This is a genomic window from Peribacillus frigoritolerans (genome assembly GCF_001636405.1).
GTDB lineage: Bacteria > Bacillota > Bacilli > Bacillales > DSM-1321 > Peribacillus > Peribacillus frigoritolerans.
This window is the reverse complement of the sequence record NZ_KV440950.1, coordinates 3685565-3706477: the sequence shown is the minus strand read 5'-3', so window position 1 is coordinate 3706477 and position 20913 is coordinate 3685565. Positions and strand designations below refer to the sequence as shown.

The following is a 20913-nucleotide window of genomic DNA, read 5'->3' as shown; positions in this document are numbered from 1 at the left end:
ATACATATTTTTTTAATAAAAATGATAAAAAAACTTATAATCAAAAGGCGGGAGATGGTTAAGTGGACGAAAAAGATTGGATTGCGATAAGGGTACTATATGAAGAAAAAAACATTAGCCGTGCCGCAGAGCGTTTATATATATCGCAGCCGGCGTTAACGTACCGGCTTAAAAATTTAGAAAAAGAATTTAGCACAAACTTATTTTTCAAAATAAAAGGAGGCATTGAGTTCACTTCCGAAGGGATACATTTAGCGGGCTATGCGGAAGAAATGGTGAAAAAGTTGCAAAAAACGAAAGATTATATGCTGAATATGAAAAAAGAGGTAAGAGGAACGTTAAGGCTTGGCGTTTCCAGCAACTTTGCCCAATATAAACTACCAGAAATATTGAAAAAGTTCTCGACACAATATCCTCATGTACAATTTAATGTGAATACAGGCTGGAGTACAGAAATCATGCATCTTCTGGATTCCTCTAGTGTTCAATTAGGCATTCTGCGTGGAAACTATGAATGGTATGGAATCAAATCGCTACTGCATAAAGAAAGACTTTGTTTAATTTCTAAGAAAGAGGTAGACTTGGATAATTTGCCGGAACTTCCATTCATAAATTATAAAACCGACAGTTCTTTAAAAAACTTAATAAATGGCTGGTGGCATGATAGATTCCCGGAGCCACCATTTGTAACTATGGAAACAGATCGGCAGGAGACGTGCAAAGAGATGGTCAAAAATGATCTTGGTGTTTCCATTCTGCCGGAAATATGCCTGCAGCCTTCAGATAACTTGCATACATACGGGTTATCCTACAAAAATGGGCAGCCGGTGTTAAGAAATACATGGTTAATGTATAACCAGGATTCTTTAAAACTCTCTACTGTGAAAAACTTTATTGATTTCTTGAATAAAAATTCCAATCTTTAACGAAAAAGCACAATGAAATCATTGACAATTTCATTGTGCTTTTTCGATTTCTTATTTAATATAAAATGGATTATAAGTTTTTTTTTCGAAAAAGTAAAAAAAATATGTATTTCACTTATTTAATGATATGAACTATTCTAAAAATAGAAAACAAAGCAACTGGGAAACAGAAGATATTATATAATATTTTTTAACTATTCAAACTTTTTCATTTGGTTTGTAAGCGGTTTCTTTAATAGGAGGGGATTCATATTCTTACGTTACTTGGAATTTCAATGGTCGTTGTCTTCACTTATTTAATCATGTCTAAACGGTTATCACCTGTTAATTCTCTAGTGGTCATTCCAATTATCTTTGCATTAATTGGCGGATTTGGTCCAGAGCTCGGAGATATGATGCTCGATGGAATAAAGGTTGTCGCACCTTCAGCCGCTTTGCTATTGTTCGCTATTTTGTTTTTCGGAGTTCTGATTGACGCTGGATTATTTGATCCACTCATTAAAACCATGTTGAAAATCGTAAAAGGGGATCCGGTAAAAATAGCGATAGGTACAGCAGTAATCGCAATGACCGTTGCCTTGGATGGTGATGGTACCACGACTCATATGATTACGATTTCCGCTATGCTGCCTCTTTACTTACGCCTTGGTATGAATCCACTTATTCTTGCCACTATTTCTATGCTGGCTGTAAGTATTATGAGTGGCATGACTCCTTGGGGAGGACCTGCAACAAGAGCAATAGCATCTCTAGGTCTCGATGCAAATGAATTCTTTGTTCCGATTATCCCAACACTATTATCAGGAATAGCAGCTATTCTTTTTACCGCTTACGTGCTTGGGAAAAAAGAGCGCAAAAGGCTTGGTGTTGTTCATATCAAAGCTGCACCTGAAATGAAAGGAGCTCTAGCTGAAGCAGCGGTAGCTTCCGCCATACAAGACGATTTAAAGCGCCCTAAATTAATATGGGTCAATCTTTTGTTGACGCTCACGGTTATGGTCATTCTTGTAATGGGCTTAGTGCCGGTACCTGTGTTGTTTCTAATCGGATTTGTGCTTGCCTCGATCATTAATTACCCTAATCTAGAACAGCAAAAAGAGCGAATCGTGTCACATGCAGGAAATGCTATTACCGTCGTCACACTAGTATTTGCGGCTGGTATATTCACAGGGATCTTTTCCGGAACGAAAATGGTAGATGCCATTGCAAATTCATTAGTGGCCATCATTCCGGATTCTTTAGGCTCTTTTTTACCGATGGTCGTTGCGTTAACCAGCATGCCATTTACGTTCGTTTTATCCAATGATGCTTACTACTTTGGTGTTTTGCCAATTCTTGCCGAAGCAGGAGAAGCTTATGGAGTGAGTCCTTTAGAAATTGCCAGAGCTTCCGTACTGGGCCAGCCTGTACATTTCTTAAGTCCACTCGTGGCATCGACTCTTTTACTGGTAGGGATGGTAAAAACGGATATCGGGGAACTACAGCGGTATGCATTTAAATGGGCTCTAATTTGTTCATTAGTCCTTATCATTGTTGCTATCTTGACAGGGGCTATTATTTAAGTACAATGTTATCTAATAAATTCTTCGAACTTAAACAAAGTAGGGCTGTGCCAAAACCAATTATTATTAGTGGTTTTGGCACAGCCCATTCTTTTATTTAATTCCAGAAGTCTCGCCGCTAGCTTGAGTAATTATTTTTACGATTGTTTTCGCAAGGTTCATAACCGTGTATAGACGAGTATCATTTAAAAATTGCATCGTTGGCAGCGGATCTATATAATTGACCATTCCTGTAATATGATAATCTCCAACTTCCGGCAATACTTTTTTTAAAGCTTTCCCAGGGACAAGAGGTCCATCCTTCAAAAAAACATAACCGACCTGGTTTTGATTCCCTAAACAAGCATCCACACTAAAAATAAGAGGCTTTTTGAATTGTTTTTTAATTTTTTTCAATGTGTCTTTTAAATTAAATGCATGAACGGGATTTTCCAAAGTACCGTAAACACGATAAGGCACCGTATGTTCTTTAAGCATTGTCCCGACTAAAGGACCTAATGAATCCCCAACTGATCGGTCTGAACCAATGCAAAGAAAGATTACATCTTCATTTTGACAGCCAGAAGATTGAATAATCTCTTTGACCTTTAATGCTAAGCAGTTTATTTCTTCGCCTTTTGTTTCCACAGAACAAATTGCTCCTCTTCTTGTAAATTAGACTCATCTTAATTCCCCTTTGTCCTATTATACGAACAAAAAGGACATCCTGCATGTAAATATAAGCATATGCTTGAGAATGATAGTTAACACTCTGAAAAATGGCAGTAATTCAAAACATCCCCTTTAATTTATTTGGCGAGGAAGTGTGAGTTGGTTTACAACTAGAAAACGTAACGACTTTATTTTAAACTACAACCAAGTACACCAATATACAAAGTTAATTAACATAATCAGCGTTCTAGGAATCTATATTATTGATCTAGAGAGTAGGAGGGGAAGGCTCCTTTTTTATTATACGTTTTTTTAGATTAACTTATATTATACGCCCTTTGTAAAGACTTATATCCAGGTGAAAGGGAATTGGATGTACCAGTATGGTGCAGTATATTCCGAAGGAAGCACTGAAAACTAAGTTTTTATTAATGGATAACTTTGTTAAAATAATTTTTAAAACTAACCAATGCTATTAGGGAGGTAAGAAATGAAGGTAAAAAATACATCATGTCAATAATTTGTTCCGATTATGAAAAATTAGGGTGTGATATCGTGAAGGAGACATATCGGTCAGATAGGCAGTCGTATAAATTGGATTTAATGGTCGGGGGGGAAATTTAGCTTGAATTGTTCTCATTTCCTGATAGCCCAAATTTCCAGTCGAACCTATCCGTGTTGATGAGATAACAGGAAAAAGGTTTACCTTTTTTTGTGATCCGGATGATTCACCTCTTGAAATATATGGAAAGTAGTATTTGCAGTAGGGTTATGTATATTTTGATAAGAAAAGTCTTTCATGAAGGTGCCCTAAAACAAAATAGTACTCAAAACAAAAATGGAACTCATTTTGTGATTTCCATTTTTGTTTCTGTATTTTTTATGTCATAAATTCCGTATTATATATTAAGTTTTTATAAACCTAATACATTGGAATTTTTAATAACTGGATAAATATGGGGTTTAACATTTCTATACAACAAATGCTTTACGAATATTCAATTTTAATATACTTCCTTTTCATTGAGGTTATATAAAAAAATTCATTTTTGTTATTGATAGGTTTTTGTATTACCTAATCTATATATTCTTAGGCAGCAAGGCTCATTGTCTTGTAAATTTTAAAGGAAGTCTTTTCACTCCAAAAACGAACGGACTTGGAATCGCCTCAAGCTCAGTCCCTTTTACACCTTCCAATTTTGCAAATGTACTTAATAGTGTCACGAGAGCTACTTCTGCTTCTAGACGTGCAAGCGGGGCACCTAAACAAAAATGAATACCAAACCCGAAACTCAAATGAGGATTTAATTTCCTTTCTAACGTGAACCGATTAGGCTCTGCAAACTTTTGTGCATCCCGATTTGCCGAAGCGACCCAGCAAATTACTTGTTCCCCCTTTTGGATTGTTTTGCCCCCAACTTTGACTTGTTCCTTTGTAACACGGCCAATTGCCTGTATTGGAGGATAAAAGCGTAGTGTTTCTTCTACCAATTTTGGTATTAAAGGCAGATTTGTCCTAGCTTGTTCTAGAATGTTTTTATCTTCTGTCATATAACGTACGGCATTTGTAATCAAATTAGTTGTTGTTTCATTTCCCGCAACTAATAATAAAACACAGAAAGATAGTACCTCTTCTTCTGTTAATTTTTCCCCATCAATTTTTGCTGCTAATAATAGCGAAATTAAATCTTCTTCAGGATTTACCTTTCTCTCTAAAATTATTTTTTTGAAATATTCTTTAAGAAACTCACTTCCTTCCTTACGTTTCTGTGCCATTCTTTGAAAGGCTTCATTTGAATTATCTTTGGCGCCTGCCACGAGAACATCAGAATAGGTTTTAAAAAGATCCCGATCCTTAGCAGGGACCCCCAATAATTCGGCAATTATTATGACAGGCAACGGACCAGCAAGGTTATGAACGAGATCCATAGTCCCCTTCTCATTAACTTGATCGAGAAGGTAAAGTGTCACCTCTTCGATTTTATTTTTTAAATCCTTCACTGCTTTAGGAGTGAATGCCTTGTTCACTAAGTTTCTCATTTTTGTGTGTCTAGGAGGGTCCATTGTCAAAATGCTTCCTTGAAGAGTTCCAGACCCTCGTTCCGAAGAAAACAGTTTTGGATTTTTTAGAATATAATGAACGTCCTCATATCGAAACACATCCCAGCAGCTTCGAGCCTCGTCGTACCTTACAGGAGTTTTTTGTCGTAAACTATTAAAGATTGGAAAAGGAAATAATTGATCTGCGTTCGAAGCAATTTCGCTCATGGGGATGAGATTAGCATACTGCTCCACTGCGCTTGTTGAGTTACGTACTTGTGTCATGGTTTCATCTCTCCTTTTATTGTGACTAATATTCATACATAAACTAGTCATGACCTGTTCATTAACTAAGATAACAAACTCATAATTTGGTTTCAATTGACATAAATTGAGATATTTTTCAATAAGAAGAAAGTAATGACTCGGAATATTTGATTCACCACCTATTGAAAAACTCTTTTGAGTTTCATAGCTTCTCGTTTAAGGTCATACCGATACCCAAAGTGGTCGGAGGGGAATATCAGCTGGAATTGTTCTCTTTTTCCTTATAGCCCCAATTGTCCAACTTATCCTGAAGCAAGAGGGCTTAGGCATCTTGCCCTTGAAGTGGGTGATATAATCAAGCGAATGAGGAGTTAGAAAAAGATTATTGACCCTACAATAAAAGGTGGAAAGGGGACAATATTTAGATAGTCATTCACTTCTCCATAATTTTCTTTTGCATTTCCAATAATCCCCCAAGTTCCCAACAAGTCCCCAACAAGTCCCCAACAAGTCCACTTTATCAAAGTAGGGCTTCTTTTATATTTCATGTACATAAAAAGGGCTGTTAGTAATCTATTAAGTACTACAGATTTCCATGAAGCTTCATAAGATATAAAAAAGGAGGTACAAGCTATGAGAGAAAAAATAATTAACGCTGAAAATAACCGTTTCCGCTTAATAACAGGTACATTTCCGGATAAAGAAACCGCCGAAGTAATGGCTGATGAACTGAAAATTCGTTAAGGCTGGATTGTGTATATAATTCCAGAACAAAGTGAAAAAGACTGGAAATAAAATTAGTTACCTTGATGAAATAGGGAAATTAGTAGAGAGGATGACTGAATTGAAATTACAAGAAATAAAAGGATCTTATGATGTAATCATTAGCCTTGGCAGCTGGTGTGGACCTTCCCTTAATTTAAGGCGGCATAATTTAAGGCGGTTTTCATTTCCACTTGATTGGGTTGTATCTAATTCACTCCCGGATGTAAGCAGAATATTGAAGAACAGATTTGTCGGATTTATGGATCTTAAGAATATGAAGCAGGTAGATGGCATCGCTTCTTATCTTGATGATGGAGATGGTTTTTTCTGATGAGGGCGGCAAGCAGCAAAACGCGCATTTTATCCAAGATACCTATTATAATATTATTTCAGTTCATGATTTCCCAATAATACCCAACCAGCATTGGACTCATCTTTACCCTGCTTACAAAGAAAAACTCAATTACCGAATAAATAAGTTTATTGAAATAATTTCAAATAGCAATTCCATCTTATTTGTTAGGTGGGGGGCAGTTTCCGTTCGCGAAGCGGTGGAATTGCAATCCGTCTTGTCTGAAATGATACAGGGGAAATTTAATATCCTCTTCCTTGATCCAATAGCTGGCTTGAAGGATATTAATGAAATCGACTGGGGAATCAAGGGCATTTGTACAGTGCAAGTACCCAGCGATGGTCCTAATGATGATTCAATGTGGGATTATGTGTATAATGGGCTAACCTTAACAAAAACATATTCTTAGTACTGACTTCGATTCTTATATTGTAATCTTTAAAATTGCTGAAGCATTAAGTTTTTTTCTTTATTTGACAGAAGGTTATATCTCAAGAGTTAAAGGGCACTCATGATTTTAAATGAGTGTTTTTTTGTGTTGGAATCCACCGAATTATCTAAATTTTCAAAAATTATAATTGACCCAAATGGGACAGTTGATTTAGAATTGATGTGTATATGAAATTATGTTTGGTATATAAAACTAAAATAGAGGAGGAATATAGTTAGTTAGTGAATGAAATGTTAAAAATATTTGATTTAGGGAGGTAAGTAATATGTTTAAGAATAAATTGGCGTTCGTTCTGCTTTGTTTGGTGTTAATAGTATCTGCATGCGGTCCAAGTGACGAAACAACTACAGAAAACAAAGGGGATTCAGGAGGAAAAGCGGTTAAGCTTACTTTTACGGAACCTGCACGATTATTGTCGGTTGCCCCATTGTATGTAGCAATAGAGCAAGGCTTTTTTGAAAAGGAAGGAATTGAAGCTGAAATTGTTTCTGGTGGTGGAGGAGCACAAGTAATCGCTTCTGTATTATCAGGCGAAGCTCAGTTTGCGGTCTCGGGTCCTCGAAGTATGTTTACTCCTCTTGACAAAGGTGAAGATTTATTGGCAATTCAATCTTTAAATTCTGCGCTAACCTATCAAATTACACTCTCTAAACAATATCAAAAGAAAAAGAATGTTTCTAAAGACTCATCACTTGAAGATAGAGTGGCTTCATTGAAAGGCGCAACTATTGGTACAAACCTTGTTGGAGATTCTGGAGACGTATACACCCGTCATTTAATGCAAATGCATGGAGTTGATCCCAATACTCTAAAAACCGTCAAATTAGCAGGAGATGGATCGAAGATTGGCGGTATGCAGGAGGGGATTGTTGACGGGGGAATAGCATCACCCCCAATGGGTTTACAAGCGGAAAGTAAAGATATAGGAGACATTGTAATCAATACAAGTGAAGAGCCAATGTATGGGAATATGGTCTGGGAAGCTGTATTTGCTAAAAAAGAATATTTAGAAGAAAATCACGAAACATCTTTGAAAGTGGTTCGGGCAATAGGGAAAGGTATGGAATTCACACGTAATAACCCAAGAGAGGCAGCCGAATCAATCGAATCTTATTTTGATGGAATTGATGTAGATATCCTAGAGGAATCACTAATCGGATTGAAAAACACTTTTAAAGGCTATGGAGAAATGAATCAAGAGGCTTGGGATAATGCCCAGGATCCATTAGTTGAATTTGGCAAGATATCAGGCGTTTCTACTAAACAGGATACAACTGAAGATGTTATTTGGACAAATAGTTATATAGAAGAGGCTTTTAAAAAATAATTAGAATGGAAAGGAGATGATAGGTAAGATGGAAAATGCACAACTGGATAACTTTAAATTGTCTACTCGTTTTTTAGACGTTACTTACGTAAACAATAAAACTGGTGCAGAAGTGATGGCCCTGCAGAATATAAATTTAAATATTAAAGATGGTGAATTTATATGTATTGTTGGGCCGAGCGGCTGTGGAAAAACCACTTTTTTAAATACTGTAGTTGGATTGCTAAAGCCAAGTAAGGGAGAAATACTATTAGATCAGCAAAAAATTGATGGTCCCGGCAAGGACAGGGCAATGGTTTTTCAAAACCCGAGTCTATTACCTTGGAGAACTGTTTTGGAAAATGTTCTTTATGGAGTTGAACTGTTAAAGCAAATAACCGCAGAGAAAAAGAAAGAGGCTAAAGAATTTATTGAAATGGTCGGTTTAAAAGGTTATGAAAATCATTATCCACATGAATTGTCAGGTGGGATGCAGCAACGGGTAAACTTGGCCCGGGCATTAACGGTAAACCCATCATTAATATTATTGGATGAACCATTTTCGGCATTGGACGCACAAACTAGGGAATTTATGCAAGGTGAGTTACTTAGAATATGGGATGAGACAAAAAAGACAAGTCTTTTCATTACACACCAAATTGATGAAGCGGTATTTTTAGCTGATAGAGTTTTTGTTTTTGGGGCAAGACCAGGACGTGTAGTGGAGGTTGTTGATGTTGATATACCTAGACCAAGAGATCTCCATGTGAAGCGCAGCCCGGAATTTTTAGAGTTTGTAGATCATATTTGGTCCATTATTGAACAGGAGTCTTCTAAACAAGGTTTCGATAATAAAGAGATATAATTAATGTGAAAGGAGAACACTATGACGAAGGGTACGATAGAACTTACACAATCAAAGCAAAAGATAAAAAAGGCGAAGAAAATGAAAAAAGAAAAAAAGTCATTTTTTATCAGTGTTGCTTCTGTTTTACTATTCCTGTTGCTTTGGGAAACTGCCTCTCAAAATGAATGGATAAATCCATTGTTCATAAGCTCACCAATTGAAATTGCACAAGCGGCAGTTTTAATGGTCCAAGAAGTTTCCTTTTGGGAAAATATGAAGGTAAGTGGTTACGAATTTGTTTCAGGCTTTGTTTTAGCCATACTTATTGGAATCCCAATAGGTGTGTTATCAGGTTGGAACTCTACCTTTAATGCAGTGGTTAACCCTTTCATTTCAGGATTATATGTAACTCCTAAAGTCGCCCTATTACCAGTGATCATCATTGCATTCGGAATAGGGCCAGCATCAAAAATTGTTATCGTATTTTTGATGGCCTTCTTTCCAATAGTGATGAGCGCTCAAAAAGCTATGTTAACATTAGATCAAAACTTAATAAAAGCAGCAAGGACATTTAGTGCAAGTGAATTTCAAATTTTTAAAACAATTGCATTGCCTTCGACGGTACCATTCCTTTTAAACGGTATTCGCTTAGGTATAGGTCAAGGATTAATTGCAGTGGTTGTAGGTGAATTATTCGCTTCGACAGCTGGTATCGGATACCAATTGACAAGCAATGGTCAAAATCTACAAACAGATCGCATGTTTGTTGGCGTGTTAGTCATTACGATTACGGGAATCATTCTTACTTCATTTTTAGGCATTATTGAAAGACGCTTTTCATCTTGGAAACCTGAAAATAATTAATTAAATTTACACTTTAAACGTTATTTTTCAGTATTACAGCACAAAACGGTTACAGTGTAAAAGCCTCAAGCCAATATTTCAAGTAAGCTTAAATTTGGGAAAGGTAATTGTAAACAAGTTTGTAGACAAAAGGGTTTCCATTTGAATTTATAAACAAAGTTGATTGGAACGGAAGGTACGAGACTCCTGCGGGAAAAGCGCGTCCAAGGGAGACCCCACAGGCGCAAGAGCGCCGAGGAGGCTCCCGGACCGCCCGCGGAAAGCGAGTGCCTGGAGTGGAAATTAACGTTCATATTTTACACTCACTCAAAAAAATATAGGCAATCTTAATATCGAGTTTGTCTCCAGTCTAAACCAAAGGTGCTTCCTATACGAAGCACCTTTGGTTTAACATGCTTTTCAAACCTGATCCATCTTTAAACAAAGATTTCAAATCCAATCCCAAATGTAATAGAATTTTTTCAGCGATGATTACAACTCAGACTGTACTCTAATTCGTTTTTTACTGTGATACTTCACAGCGAGATAGAAATTTTATTGAAGTTCTCACGTATCCATGATACCTTCAATTTATAGGGATGGTTGGGAGGAATAGGTTTTGAACACAAAGGCATTTTTATTGGCATCTATAACAGTTATTATTTGGGGCTCTACATTCGCTGCTATTCGTGCAAGCTTGCATGGCGGATATTCAGCCGGTCATTTGGTACTTGTTCGTTATCTTATAGCATCAGGAGTTTTTATCCTTTATGCTCTCTGGCCTGGGGTGAAATTTCGACTCCCTAAAAAAGAGGATTTGTTGAGGATTTCGATCCTTGCATTTATTGGCATTAGTATTTACCATATCGGGGTGACATTCGGGGAACAAACGGTTTCGGCGGGAACGGCTGGAATGCTGATCGGTTCAGCACCTGTCTTCATCGCGATCATTGCTGCGTTCGTTTTAAAAGAACGCCTCGGACTATACGGATGGATTGGTTTAGGAATTGGATTCACAGGGATCACCTTAATAACATTAGGTACCGCAGGACCTTCGCTGAATATTTCTGAAGGAGCTTTTTTAGTACTGATGTCAGCTATTGCTTCTGCGGTGTTTTTTGTTTTCCAAAAGCCACTGTTTAGCCGTTATAATCCGATTGAATTGACAGCTTACTTCACATGGATCGGTACAATACCCTTTTTTATATTTTTTCCTGGGCTATTTCAAGAAATTCAACATGCTACTTTGGAAGGTCATTTATCAGCGGTTTTTGTTGGTATTTTCCCTGCGGCCATCGGTTATGTAACTTGGGCGGTCGCTTTATCATTAGGAAAAGCCAGTTCTGTTTCCAGTTTGTTGTACATTGAACCTGTGATTGCCATTTTCGTCGCTTGGGTTTGGCTGCAGGAAGTACCTAGTACCCTTTCAGTCATTGGCGGCAGTATTGCGATATTGGGGGTCCTTGTCGTTAATGGTTTCGGAAAGTATAAATCAGTGGTGAAAAAAGCAGCATGAAAACTAGAAAAATAGCAGCATCTCAGATCATCATGAATGAACGTATATCCTTCTTGGACGACTGAACATATAGGAGGGCAGCCCAATAAAAGGAATTCACCCAGGTTGATGAAGTTAATCAGATACACCTGGGGAATTGGATTTTTCCGCGCTGTTCATTCCCTGAAATTAAATCTATGCTTAAAGTCCCAATCCAATTTAAATGAATTATTTTCACCTGTTAAAAATTTATAATCAATATAGGACTTTTCTTTCCTAGTCATTCCGTCAACATATGGGGAATAAGTACGGAATAATAATACATTTTTCTTTTCATCAAATTCTACAAGTCTTAGCCAGCCATTTCCCCCTCGATAATTCGTTTGGTAATTGACCAGCATTTGAATGACATCATTTCCTGCTGAGTTTTGTTTTACCCGATGCGCTATCCCATAAAAATGTCCATTAACCGTCATGAACACTTGATTATGGTTCTTTACAAGTTCATCCCATATCAGCCGGCCATTGGACGAATCGGCGGCAATGGTTTTATCATCTTTAACTTTCGGAAAAATAATATCATGTGAGACGAGGATTGTCGGTTTATCTTTATGCCGTTCCAGAACTTTTTTTGACCATTCCAAGTCCTTATGCAGGTTTTTCATATCCACGATTAAAACTAAGTATTCATAACTCCCTGCCTTAGCGATTGCATATGAGCTATACCCAGAGGGAGCCGACCCCTTATAGTAGTTTTTATTCATAAAACGCTGTGGCCCATAATGTGTTAAAAAAGGATCTCCGGCAGCATAGTCATGATTCCCAGCCGCCATCATATATGGAATTTCCTTTTTATCCAAAAGGGAAATGGCTCTGAGCGAATTCTGCCATTGTTTTTCTGAATCACTATCGACAATGTCCCCAACAAATGTATTCATGATAATATTGTTCTTCTTGGTGTTATTGGATATCCAGTTCATTTGACTATTGAAAATCTCAGGATTTTGGCTTGAATATTTCTGGGTATCTGGAATAAAGAGGAAATTATAATTCTTCTTATTCGTTAGAATGGGGAAGGACTTGTTTGATCCTTCAAAGGGTTCATCGTCACGAGCATCCTGTACTAGCCATTCTTTTTCAGTTAATGCCTTATTGGCAATTCGTATTTCCTGGATATTCCCTCCGAAAAGCGCATCCAATTTATTTCCCCACTCTGTTGCGCCGATATTCCAGCCTTTACATTTTAATGCTGCAATACCTATGGCTTTTTCTGATTCTCCATAATCACTAACGCCATTTAAAGTTAGAGTCGTTGTGCTACCATCATTAACAACTGCCAAATGGTACCATTCACCAGCATTTAAAGAACGAGACCAATTGCTTACATTATAGTTTAGATTGGATGGATGGCTTGTCCAGTGCAATTTTTGATCACTGGATATAGATAAAGCAGAAAGGGTTTTTTTCTCGCCTTCCATTTTATTAAGATCTGCCGCCTGTCCTTGTCTTGAAAAAAGCCCCATGGCACTTTTGGGTTTCCTTGGCATCTTAAATACCAATTCAATGGTAAAACCCCTATCGAAATTCTCTGAATTGATAGGTGCATCCCGTATGGTTTTAAAATACCTTCCTGCAGGGGCGTTTTCGTAATTGGCGAATTTCAAGCTATCAACTTTATCCTGAGCGTAATAATCTTCTTCAGACCATTTCAACATTTTTTTTAATTCGGGTGATGCAGGGTCACCTATCGTCACTAACTCTAAATCATTTCCATGTTTGCTTGTATCTTCTATAATTAAATTACCTTTATCGATTGAACCGCTTTTAACATGTTGTTTTGTGAATTTCCAATTTGCAACGATACTGCTCCGATCATTTTCAGCAACGGAATTTAAAGAATCGGCTGACTTGGCAATACCAGGAACAATCATACATAAGAGTGAGAGACCTATAAATGCTTTTTTCATTCTCATAATATATTCACCCCTTTAAATTAGATTAAGCAATTTAAGAATAATGGTTAAACATGTATTCTTTACTTACTACCTGGGTAATTTTTGAGAAATAAGCCTAGGTAGGGGAGATTCCGTATAAGCTGCAATAAGGTATAGTTTGCTTATCTTCTCGATAACTTATTAAGGATGAGTAAAAAAGACTTATTACTAAAAAAGACATTAGGAGATAAGGCCTAATGCCTACAATTTGAAATCAAGGATAACAACTAATTTGAAGTATTTTGTTCTTTAGGTGGGAGGGTAGGAAAACAAGCAATGTGTTAGTATTAGGACAGTGAACCATCAAGATAATGAGGTGAAAAAAATGGTGAGAAGGAGATAGGTAGCCTCCTGTAATAGATGTGGTATTAATCTTAGGAGGCTATCTTGAATTTTAGGAGATGTATGATTATGAAACAAAACAAATATGATGATGCAAATTTCTTTTCTGCGTATGAGCAAATGCCACGATCGGTCAAAGGACTCGAAGCTGCCGGAGAATGGCATGTATTAAAAGAGCTAATGCCAAATCTGCGTAATAAAACGGTACTTGATTTGGGCTGCGGTTTCGGCTGGCATTGCCGATTTGCCCGTGAGCAACAGGCAAGTTCCGTCGTTGGTGTCGATATTTCGGACAATATGCTTCAAAGAGCACGTGAAAAAACGGATGACCCTTGTATTTCATATATTAAAATGCCGATTGAAGATATCGATTTTTCCGGCTCTGAATTTGATGTGGTTATCAGTTCCTTGGCTTTTCATTACATTGAGTCATATGAGGCAATCTGCAAAAAGGTCCATGATTGTTTAAAGCCTGGAGGCACTTTTGTTTTCTCGGTTGAACATCCAATCTTCACTTCTCGAAATGAACAAGCTTGGTATGACGATGATCACGGAAATCATATGCATTGGCCAGTTGACAACTATCAGTACGAAGGTGTGAGAGAAACAACCTTCTTAACCGAAAACGTAGTAAAGTATCATCGAACGATTTCAACATATATGACTGACTTGATTGGTGCTGGTTTCAGCATAAAGGCAGTAAAGGAACCGATGCCTTCTGATGACATGTTAAAAAGTGTTCCTGAAATGAAAGATGAAAATCGAAGGCCCATGTTTTTAATGATCTCAGCAGTAAAGGAACCGAAAATAATGAAGTAAACGAAAAAAAGGCGTTTCTACGAAAGTAGGGACGCCTTTTTATTTACCATCATAATTTTCTATGCAATTAAGCGTTGATTATCGACTTTAATTAGGTAATGATTAAATAGTTAAATATGGAAATGGGAGTTTGGAGGAGGGAAATTGGATGGAGAAGGTTTTTCCGGTTATTGAAACCAATCGATTGATATTAAGGGAAGTGACACTGGAAGATGCGGGTGACATGTTTAAATATCTATCTGATACAGATGTGGTGAAGCCAATGGGGTTAGATCCATTCGAGACAGTAAATGATGTATGGGATGAAATTAAGTGGTATGAATCCATATTCGAAAAGGGTTCGGGAATTAGATGGGGAATTACATTAAAAGATTCCGGTAAGGTTATAGGAAGTTGTGGTTTTCTGAATATGGTAACCAAACACCATCGTGCTGAAATTGGATATGAATTAAGTAAAGAACATTGGGGAAAAGGCATTGCGAGTGAAGCATTGGAAGCAGTTGTTATGTATGGTTATCGCCACTTTCACCTGGAAAGGATTGAAGCTTTAATTGAACCTGATAATCACCCATCCCAAAAACTAGTGGAAAAACAAGGATTTAGAAGAGAAGGACTTCTTAGGCATTATGAATATACCCGTGGCAAATTCGATGATTTATACATGTACTCACTCATAAAAGAAGATCTTAACGGCTTTTCCTTTTAATTAATTCATTGTGAAGATCGTTTAAGAAGCGGTCCCTGTTTGTCGACAAAAGTGGATTTCGGAATGCACTCATCCCGAAGCCCTTTTACGATTTAACTGAGGGGATGATTACCAATTGGGATTTTAGCGGTCTCATGTTGAAGACAAACTCAATGGAAAACTAGTTTGATTTCAGTTAAAAAAAGTTCTAACCGCAAGCGGCTTTGGTATCTGAAAGTAACTCCAAGGGTATGGTGAAATTGTCGAATTTAATAAGAGTTTCACAAAACAGTAAAAATCCATAATGGGAATTAGTCTTTTTGGTTTGGGATGAACATCCTAAAGTGAAAAAAATTCTAGTTGATTGAAATGGAAGGTACGAGACTCCTGCGGGAAAAGCGCGACCAAGGGAGACCCCACAGGCGCGAAGAGCGCCGAGGAGGCTCCCGGACCGCCCGCGGAAAGCGAGTGCCTGGAATGGAAATCAACGTTCGAATTTACTAACCCAAAATAGTAGAGCGGTTTTTTTTATAACTATATATTCATAAATCTTAGTTTACTCATTTGCTTGTATAATCTCTTTCAATCTTACAAATTCGGGTGGTGTATGACGAGTACCAATCTTTCATACCTTTTTCTTGTGCCTTTTTGTGAGCGGCATTGTCCTTCCAAAGCTTTATGGCATCCAAGGACTTCCAATAGGATACGGTAATTCCTAACCCGTTTTGATCTCTTACGCTTTCGACTCCTAAATAGCCATCTTGTTGAGCGGCAAGTTCATCCATGAAATCAGCGGTTGAATTATAGCTTGCGGCATTCTTATCGCTTCTTTGGGAAGTGAAAATGCAAGCGTAATAGGGCGGTTCGGGGGTATTTGCAAAAAACATGAAATGATGCCTCCTTTTAACTTATTATTCAAAATATATCATATCGGAAGATGCATGGATAGATTCGCGATAAAGCGGGTACTCGGCAAAGAAAACAATGCGGTAAGAAGCAATATATATATGAAACGGCAATACTGCTAAAGGGATTTTATTCTAATTCACGAATATATATTACTTTGACGGTTTTACAAAAAAAGGAGATGGTCTTGTGTGCGGGATTCGTTAGCAAACATATAAAAAGAGATGCATATTTACCGAAACAACGCGATATTCTTTTGGAAAATGCATTAAAAGATTTATCGGCAGATCCTGATGTTTTGGCTATTTACATTGCTGGTTCATTAGCAAAAGGAAACGATGATCAATACTCCGATATAGATTTGCACACCATTGTTATTCCAAAACGTAAAGCAGAATTTTTAAAAGGAAAAAGGGATAGAGCCAATAATTGGGGAGATGTTTCATTTCATGAAGACTGCAATCCTTATTCACAGTATGTCGTCACTCATTATAATACCTTTGTAAAAGTGGATAGCTGGTATCATGCACCTGAGGAAATTGTTCCCTCCATCTGGTTAAAAGAGGTAGAAGTCATCTATGATCCTTTTAATATTATGAGTCCTGTTATAAAAGAATCGGCAGAGAAAGTGTATAGACCTACACCTGATGAAGTTGAGCATTGGAGAGGAAAGCTGCTTGCATTTGTCCATGAAACCTACAGGGCCGTTATGAGAAGGGAAATGTTATATGCACTATCCAATCTTGATAGGATACGGTGGCTGATTGTGTCTGGTTGGTATATGGAAATGGAACAACATATGGATGTCCCCTATGGAGCATGGACAAAAATCGAGGGCAATAGAAGTAAATTAGCTGGAAAGCAGTTATCCCTGTTGGAAAGTTGGGATTGTGGCCGCAATTCAAATGAAATTATTAAAACGTTGAGACGTATGATCCCAGAATTCCTCAGACTAAATGAATACTTTTGTACTCAATTGGGTGTCGAAACAAATGAATACCATATCAAAAGAATAATCGATATGGCTATTTGATACCTTTTACAATCGGTTATGGCACACTCTTTGTTCGCGTAAAATGTGTAATCACTTTTGGAGGGATGCCAAGTGGCAGAATTGGTATATCATGTAGCCGTTTCACTGGATAATTTCATTGCCGACCAAGCAATGTTGGAAGGGGATATCAATCATTCTTTTTTCTTATTTGAAGGAGAGCATGTCCCGGACTTTTTATCCGATATCCAGCAATATGAAGCGGTATTGATGGGAAGTAAAACATATGAATTTGGATTTCAATTCGGAGCCAAACCGGGTGAACCAGGTTATAAGGGTTTGAAACATTATATATTCTCGAGCTCCCTTCAGTTTGAATCGAATGAGGAGGTAGAGCTTATCGAGGGAAACGCCGTTGCGTTTATTGAAAACCTCAAACAGCAAGGTGACGGAAAGCTATGGCTTTGCGGGGGCGGAGAACTGGCTGGAACGTTATTGAAACACAAACTCATTGATCAATTGGTGCTTAAAGTGAATCCAGTCATAATCGGTGAAGGCATTCCTCTTTTCGGCAGTGTTAAGCCAAGTCTAAAATTGGATTTAGTTGAAATGAAACAATTCCCAAACGGTGTGATTAAACCGACATATAATATTATTTATACGTAGGAATATGGTAGAGGGCTGCTTTGGCGCAGCCTTTTTCTAATGAAATTCACTGGTCATTAAAAGTTAAACTTTTCTTAGTGAAAATATACAAAGAAAATTAATTAGAAATTTATTATTAACATATATCCTTTCAGTATAACTTGAAAGGAGTTTTCTATATGAGAAAAATAATAAAAGTATCAAAGAATATATTTTTTACCTTCTTTGCTATGATCTTATTTGTAGCGATGGCTGTTTTTATTTACCATAATTATCAAAAGGGAAAGGAATCATCATTAATCAGTGAAGGAACACCCGTTGATTTTAATAACAAAGAAATTAATGTATATACGGAAGGCAGCGGTGAGGATACATACGTTTTTATGTCCGGTTCCGGAATTGCTGCTCCTGTTTATGAATTGAAAGGATTATATAGTAAGTTTGCAAAAGAAAATAAGATTGCAGTCATTGAAAGAGCTGGATATGGATACAGTGATGTTTTTCATGATGATAGGGATATCGATACAATATTGGAACAAAGCAGGAAATCGTTAATGGAAAGTGGAAATAAACCTCCTTATATTTTGGTTCCACACTCGGTATCAGGTATTGAGGCTATTTACTGGGCACAAAAATACCCAAGTGAAGTAAAGGGAATTATTGCTTTGGATATTGGTTTACCGCACCAATATGTGACTCATAAAATGGGCATGGTTGATTCATTGACAGTAAAAGGATTGAATCTTTTAACGAAAATGGGTTTGCACCGTCTTGTACCTTCTGCTGTTTATAATCCCGAAGTGATCCGGCAATCATTTTTGACTGACCATGAAAAGGAAATGTATAAAACACTATCTTATAAACAGTTTTTTAATGATGATATGGAGCAAGAACTTTTACAGAGTTACAATAATGGTAAAAAATCAGTTAACTTGCCAATACCAAAAGATACACCCATTTTATTTTTGGATGCGATAGCCGATGAAAATGAAAATTCAAAATATACAAAACAAAAAAAAGAAGATTATGAGGATTTTGCAGAGAAACTATTAAAAGGGGATGTAATAAAACTGAAAGGGACGCACAGCATTTATTTATACGCTCCTGATGAAATATATGATCTTTCCATGGAATTTATCAAATGAATGAAGAAAGGCTTTGTGATGAAAAGATATAATATTTTGATTGTTGAAGATGATTGGATGATTGGTGATTTACTGAAAAAAATTTTGCAACGCGAAGAGTACAATGTATGTTGGATAAAAGAAGGAAAAGATATTAATGATATCATCAATGAGATCGATTTAGTCATTATGGACGTTATGCTGCCAGGAGATGATGGCTATCAAATTACAAAGAAACTAAAAAGTCTAGGATTGAATATTCCAGTTATTTTTCTATCTGCCCGAAATGATATGGATAGCAAACTTCAAGGTTTGAAAATTGGTGAGGATTATATGACTAAGCCTTTTGATCCCAGGGAGCTATTACTAAGAATGGAGAAGTTGCTGGAAAATCAATATGGTACTTTCGCACAAATTAAACATTTATATATTGATGCCGAACATAAGAAGGTATTTAATAATGACTTGCATAATGAAGTGGTTTTTACTGCGATAGAGCGTAAAATTTTTTTCTATTTATATGAAAATAGGGATCGGATTTTAACGAAAGAACATTTCTTTGAATATTTATGGCAGCTCGAAGATAGGAATCAAAATATCATGAATGTACATATAAAAAAAGTAAGAACTAAAATCAATGATAACACAGGTGAAATCATCCAAAATATATATGGAGAAGGGTATAGATTGAATACCTATATAAAGAAATGAAATTAAAGGGAAAATACCAGCTATTGTTATTTAGTGCCGTCATTAGCGTGCCATGTATATTACTGATGATCAGTATCCTTATGTCACTAATATATGATTGGGCCTTTAAAACTAAAAATGATGACATTCCTTTTCATGAATCTTTTGCATATCCTACAATGCTGGGAGTATTCATTTTATCATTATCATTGTTAGCTTTCTTATTTTCCAAATCTATTAACTCACTATTAAATAAAATAAATATATTGAATGAAACCATCAGGAATTTAGCCAGTGATGAGGAGATTCCGAATAAATTAGAGGTTAATAGCAATGATGAAATCGGGAAATTAACTAAATCGGTAAACTTACTAATTGAAAGAACGACCTATCGGGAATTGGAACTAAAGCAACAAGAGGAAATGAAAAAGGAACTCTTAAATAAATTAAGGCATGACATCAATACACCTTTAACAGCAGTAAGATTACAATTATTTTATTTAGAAGGCCAATATACGGAACAAGCTCCACTATTACAATCACTATATCAACAAATAAATTATATTTCCGAATTAACAAATGAATATAATATTCAATCCACGGATGAATTAGATAATTCTTATATCTTGAATGATAAAGTGAATATGCACGCTTTGTTAGAAATGATGGTTAAAAAATGGGGCTATTTGTATAACATGCATGGTATTGAATTAATATATCATCCTTTAAATGGAGAGTTGGAATGGATGAGTAATGACTTGTGGCTGCAAAGGTTATTCGATAACGTCTTTCAAAATGTATTAAACCATTCGAAGGCTGATAAACTTGTGATAACCATTGAAAATAATGTGGTCAGTATCAAGGATAATGGAATTGGTTTTGATATCGAAAGTAAAAGTAAGGGACTTGGCTTAAAAATAATTGAGGATATAGCTAAGACATTATATATAAAATATAATTTGGAATCTAATGAAAGCGGAACTTTATTTAGTTTTACAGTCGAAAATACATTTGAATCCCGTTTGAATTAGGATATTTTGCGGGGATGACATCCGGGGATTTCGTCAGGGATTCATTAATATCATTCTTTTCAGATAGTTTGCCATATGCAACATAGTTATCTATCACTTACTTATATAAAGCGATACAAAAAGGTTGCTATAGACCCACCCATTTTTAAGTTGTTATGATATTCAGGTACTTAATTGTGGG

At 36.5% G+C, this 20913-nt stretch carries 19 protein-coding genes and 1 pseudogene; 16 read left to right on the top strand and 4 right to left on the bottom strand.

Features of this window, described 5'->3' with window-relative positions; genetic code table 11:
- Positions 1 to 62 precede the first annotated feature (62 nt).
- Both A6755_RS17590 and A6755_RS17585 read left to right on the top strand, forming a co-directional pair.
- A complete protein-coding gene (locus tag A6755_RS17590) occupies positions 63 to 926 on the top strand; it encodes a LysR family transcriptional regulator (RefSeq protein ID WP_063591500.1) in 864 nt (287 codons plus the stop codon).
- Between the two features lie 251 nt (positions 927 to 1177).
- Positions 1178 to 2488 (top strand): CitMHS family transporter, encoded by a 1311-nt coding sequence (locus tag A6755_RS17585; protein ID WP_063591499.1) that lies wholly within the window; start codon positions 1178 to 1180, stop codon positions 2486 to 2488.
- A 93-nt stretch (positions 2489 to 2581) separates the two neighbouring features.
- Here the strand turns inward: A6755_RS17585 and yyaC are convergent, their stop codons facing one another.
- Together yyaC and A6755_RS17575 are read right to left on the bottom strand one after the other, a co-directional pair.
- Positions 2582 to 3115, bottom strand: a complete 534-nt coding sequence (gene yyaC, locus A6755_RS17580; RefSeq protein WP_098186968.1) for a spore protease YyaC — start codon at positions 3113 to 3115, stop codon at positions 2582 to 2584.
- 1128 nt (positions 3116 to 4243) lie between these two features.
- Positions 4244 to 5464, bottom strand: a complete 1221-nt coding sequence (locus A6755_RS17575; protein ID WP_063591497.1) for a cytochrome P450 — start codon at positions 5462 to 5464, stop codon at positions 4244 to 4246.
- 224 nt (positions 5465 to 5688) lie between these two features.
- Between A6755_RS17575 and A6755_RS28315 the strand changes: the two are divergent.
- The 7 genes and pseudogenes from A6755_RS28315 to A6755_RS17550 form a co-directional block, all read left to right on the top strand.
- Positions 5689 to 5800, top strand: a pseudogene (locus A6755_RS28315) (VOC family protein); the annotation flags it as partial.
- Positions 5801 to 6290: 490 nt separating this feature from the next.
- Positions 6291 to 6542: a DUF1796 family putative cysteine peptidase gene (locus A6755_RS28145; RefSeq protein WP_347876802.1), complete on the top strand. Its 252-nt coding sequence runs from the start codon at positions 6291 to 6293 to the stop codon at positions 6540 to 6542.
- Positions 6520 to 6972: a DUF1796 family putative cysteine peptidase gene (locus tag A6755_RS17570; protein ID WP_347876808.1), complete on the top strand. Its 453-nt coding sequence runs from the start codon at positions 6520 to 6522 to the stop codon at positions 6970 to 6972. Before A6755_RS28145 ends, A6755_RS17570 begins: the two co-directional genes overlap by 23 nt.
- Positions 6973 to 7279: 307 nt before the next feature.
- Positions 7280 to 8341, top strand: a complete 1062-nt coding sequence (locus tag A6755_RS17565) for an ABC transporter substrate-binding protein (protein ID WP_063591496.1) — start codon at positions 7280 to 7282, stop codon at positions 8339 to 8341.
- A gap of 28 nt (positions 8342 to 8369) precedes the next feature.
- Positions 8370 to 9185 carry an ABC transporter ATP-binding protein gene (locus tag A6755_RS17560; RefSeq protein WP_084737887.1) on the top strand — a complete coding sequence of 272 codons (816 nt, stop codon included), beginning with the start codon at positions 8370 to 8372 and terminating at the stop codon, positions 9183 to 9185.
- An 81-nt stretch (positions 9186 to 9266) separates the two neighbouring features.
- Positions 9267 to 10031, top strand: coding sequence for an ABC transporter permease (locus A6755_RS17555; RefSeq protein ID WP_174878735.1), 765 nt, complete (start codon positions 9267 to 9269; stop codon positions 10029 to 10031).
- A 598-nt stretch (positions 10032 to 10629) separates the two neighbouring features.
- Positions 10630 to 11526 carry a DMT family transporter gene (locus tag A6755_RS17550; protein ID WP_063591493.1) on the top strand — a complete coding sequence of 299 codons (897 nt, stop codon included), beginning with the start codon at positions 10630 to 10632 and terminating at the stop codon, positions 11524 to 11526.
- Between the two features lie 155 nt (positions 11527 to 11681).
- Here the strand turns inward: A6755_RS17550 and A6755_RS17545 are convergent, their stop codons facing one another.
- Positions 11682 to 13478: a laminin G domain-containing metallophosphoesterase family protein gene (locus A6755_RS17545; protein WP_084737884.1), complete on the bottom strand. Its 1797-nt coding sequence runs from the start codon at positions 13476 to 13478 to the stop codon at positions 11682 to 11684.
- A 432-nt stretch (positions 13479 to 13910) separates the two neighbouring features.
- Between A6755_RS17545 and A6755_RS17540 the strand changes: the two genes are divergently transcribed.
- A complete protein-coding gene (locus A6755_RS17540; protein WP_063591492.1) occupies positions 13911 to 14660 on the top strand; it encodes a class I SAM-dependent methyltransferase in 750 nt (249 codons plus the stop codon).
- Between the two features lie 148 nt (positions 14661 to 14808).
- Complete coding sequence (locus A6755_RS17535) at positions 14809 to 15366, top strand: GNAT family N-acetyltransferase (RefSeq protein ID WP_063591491.1); 558 nt, start codon at positions 14809 to 14811, stop codon at positions 15364 to 15366.
- A gap of 539 nt (positions 15367 to 15905) precedes the next feature.
- Here the strand turns inward: A6755_RS17535 and A6755_RS17530 are convergent.
- Positions 15906 to 16232, bottom strand: a complete 327-nt coding sequence (locus A6755_RS17530; protein WP_063591490.1) for an antibiotic biosynthesis monooxygenase family protein — start codon at positions 16230 to 16232, stop codon at positions 15906 to 15908.
- A 206-nt stretch (positions 16233 to 16438) separates the two neighbouring features.
- Between A6755_RS17530 and A6755_RS17525 the strand changes: the two genes are divergently transcribed.
- The 5 genes from A6755_RS17525 to A6755_RS17505 all read left to right on the top strand — a co-directional run bounded on the left by A6755_RS17525 (position 16439) and on the right by A6755_RS17505 (position 20732).
- Positions 16439 to 17284 (top strand): nucleotidyltransferase family protein, encoded by an 846-nt coding sequence (locus A6755_RS17525; RefSeq protein WP_244889687.1) that lies wholly within the window; start codon positions 16439 to 16441, stop codon positions 17282 to 17284.
- A 72-nt stretch (positions 17285 to 17356) separates the two neighbouring features.
- Entirely contained in the window at positions 17357 to 17908 is a 552-nt protein-coding gene (locus A6755_RS17520) for a dihydrofolate reductase family protein (protein WP_063591489.1), read from the top strand.
- A 158-nt stretch (positions 17909 to 18066) separates the two neighbouring features.
- Positions 18067 to 19032: an alpha/beta fold hydrolase gene (locus tag A6755_RS17515; RefSeq protein WP_063591488.1), complete on the top strand. Its 966-nt coding sequence runs from the start codon at positions 18067 to 18069 to the stop codon at positions 19030 to 19032.
- A gap of 18 nt (positions 19033 to 19050) precedes the next feature.
- The gene (locus tag A6755_RS17510; RefSeq protein WP_034315343.1) at positions 19051 to 19722 is read left to right on the top strand and encodes a response regulator transcription factor; all 672 of its coding nucleotides are present in this window, start codon (positions 19051 to 19053) and stop codon (positions 19720 to 19722) included.
- On the top strand, positions 19719 to 20732 hold the full coding sequence (locus A6755_RS17505; RefSeq protein ID WP_063591487.1) for a sensor histidine kinase: 1014 nt from the start codon (positions 19719 to 19721) through the stop codon (positions 20730 to 20732). Before A6755_RS17510 ends, A6755_RS17505 begins: the two co-directional genes overlap by 4 nt.
- The last annotated feature ends 181 nt before the right edge of the window (positions 20733 to 20913 follow it).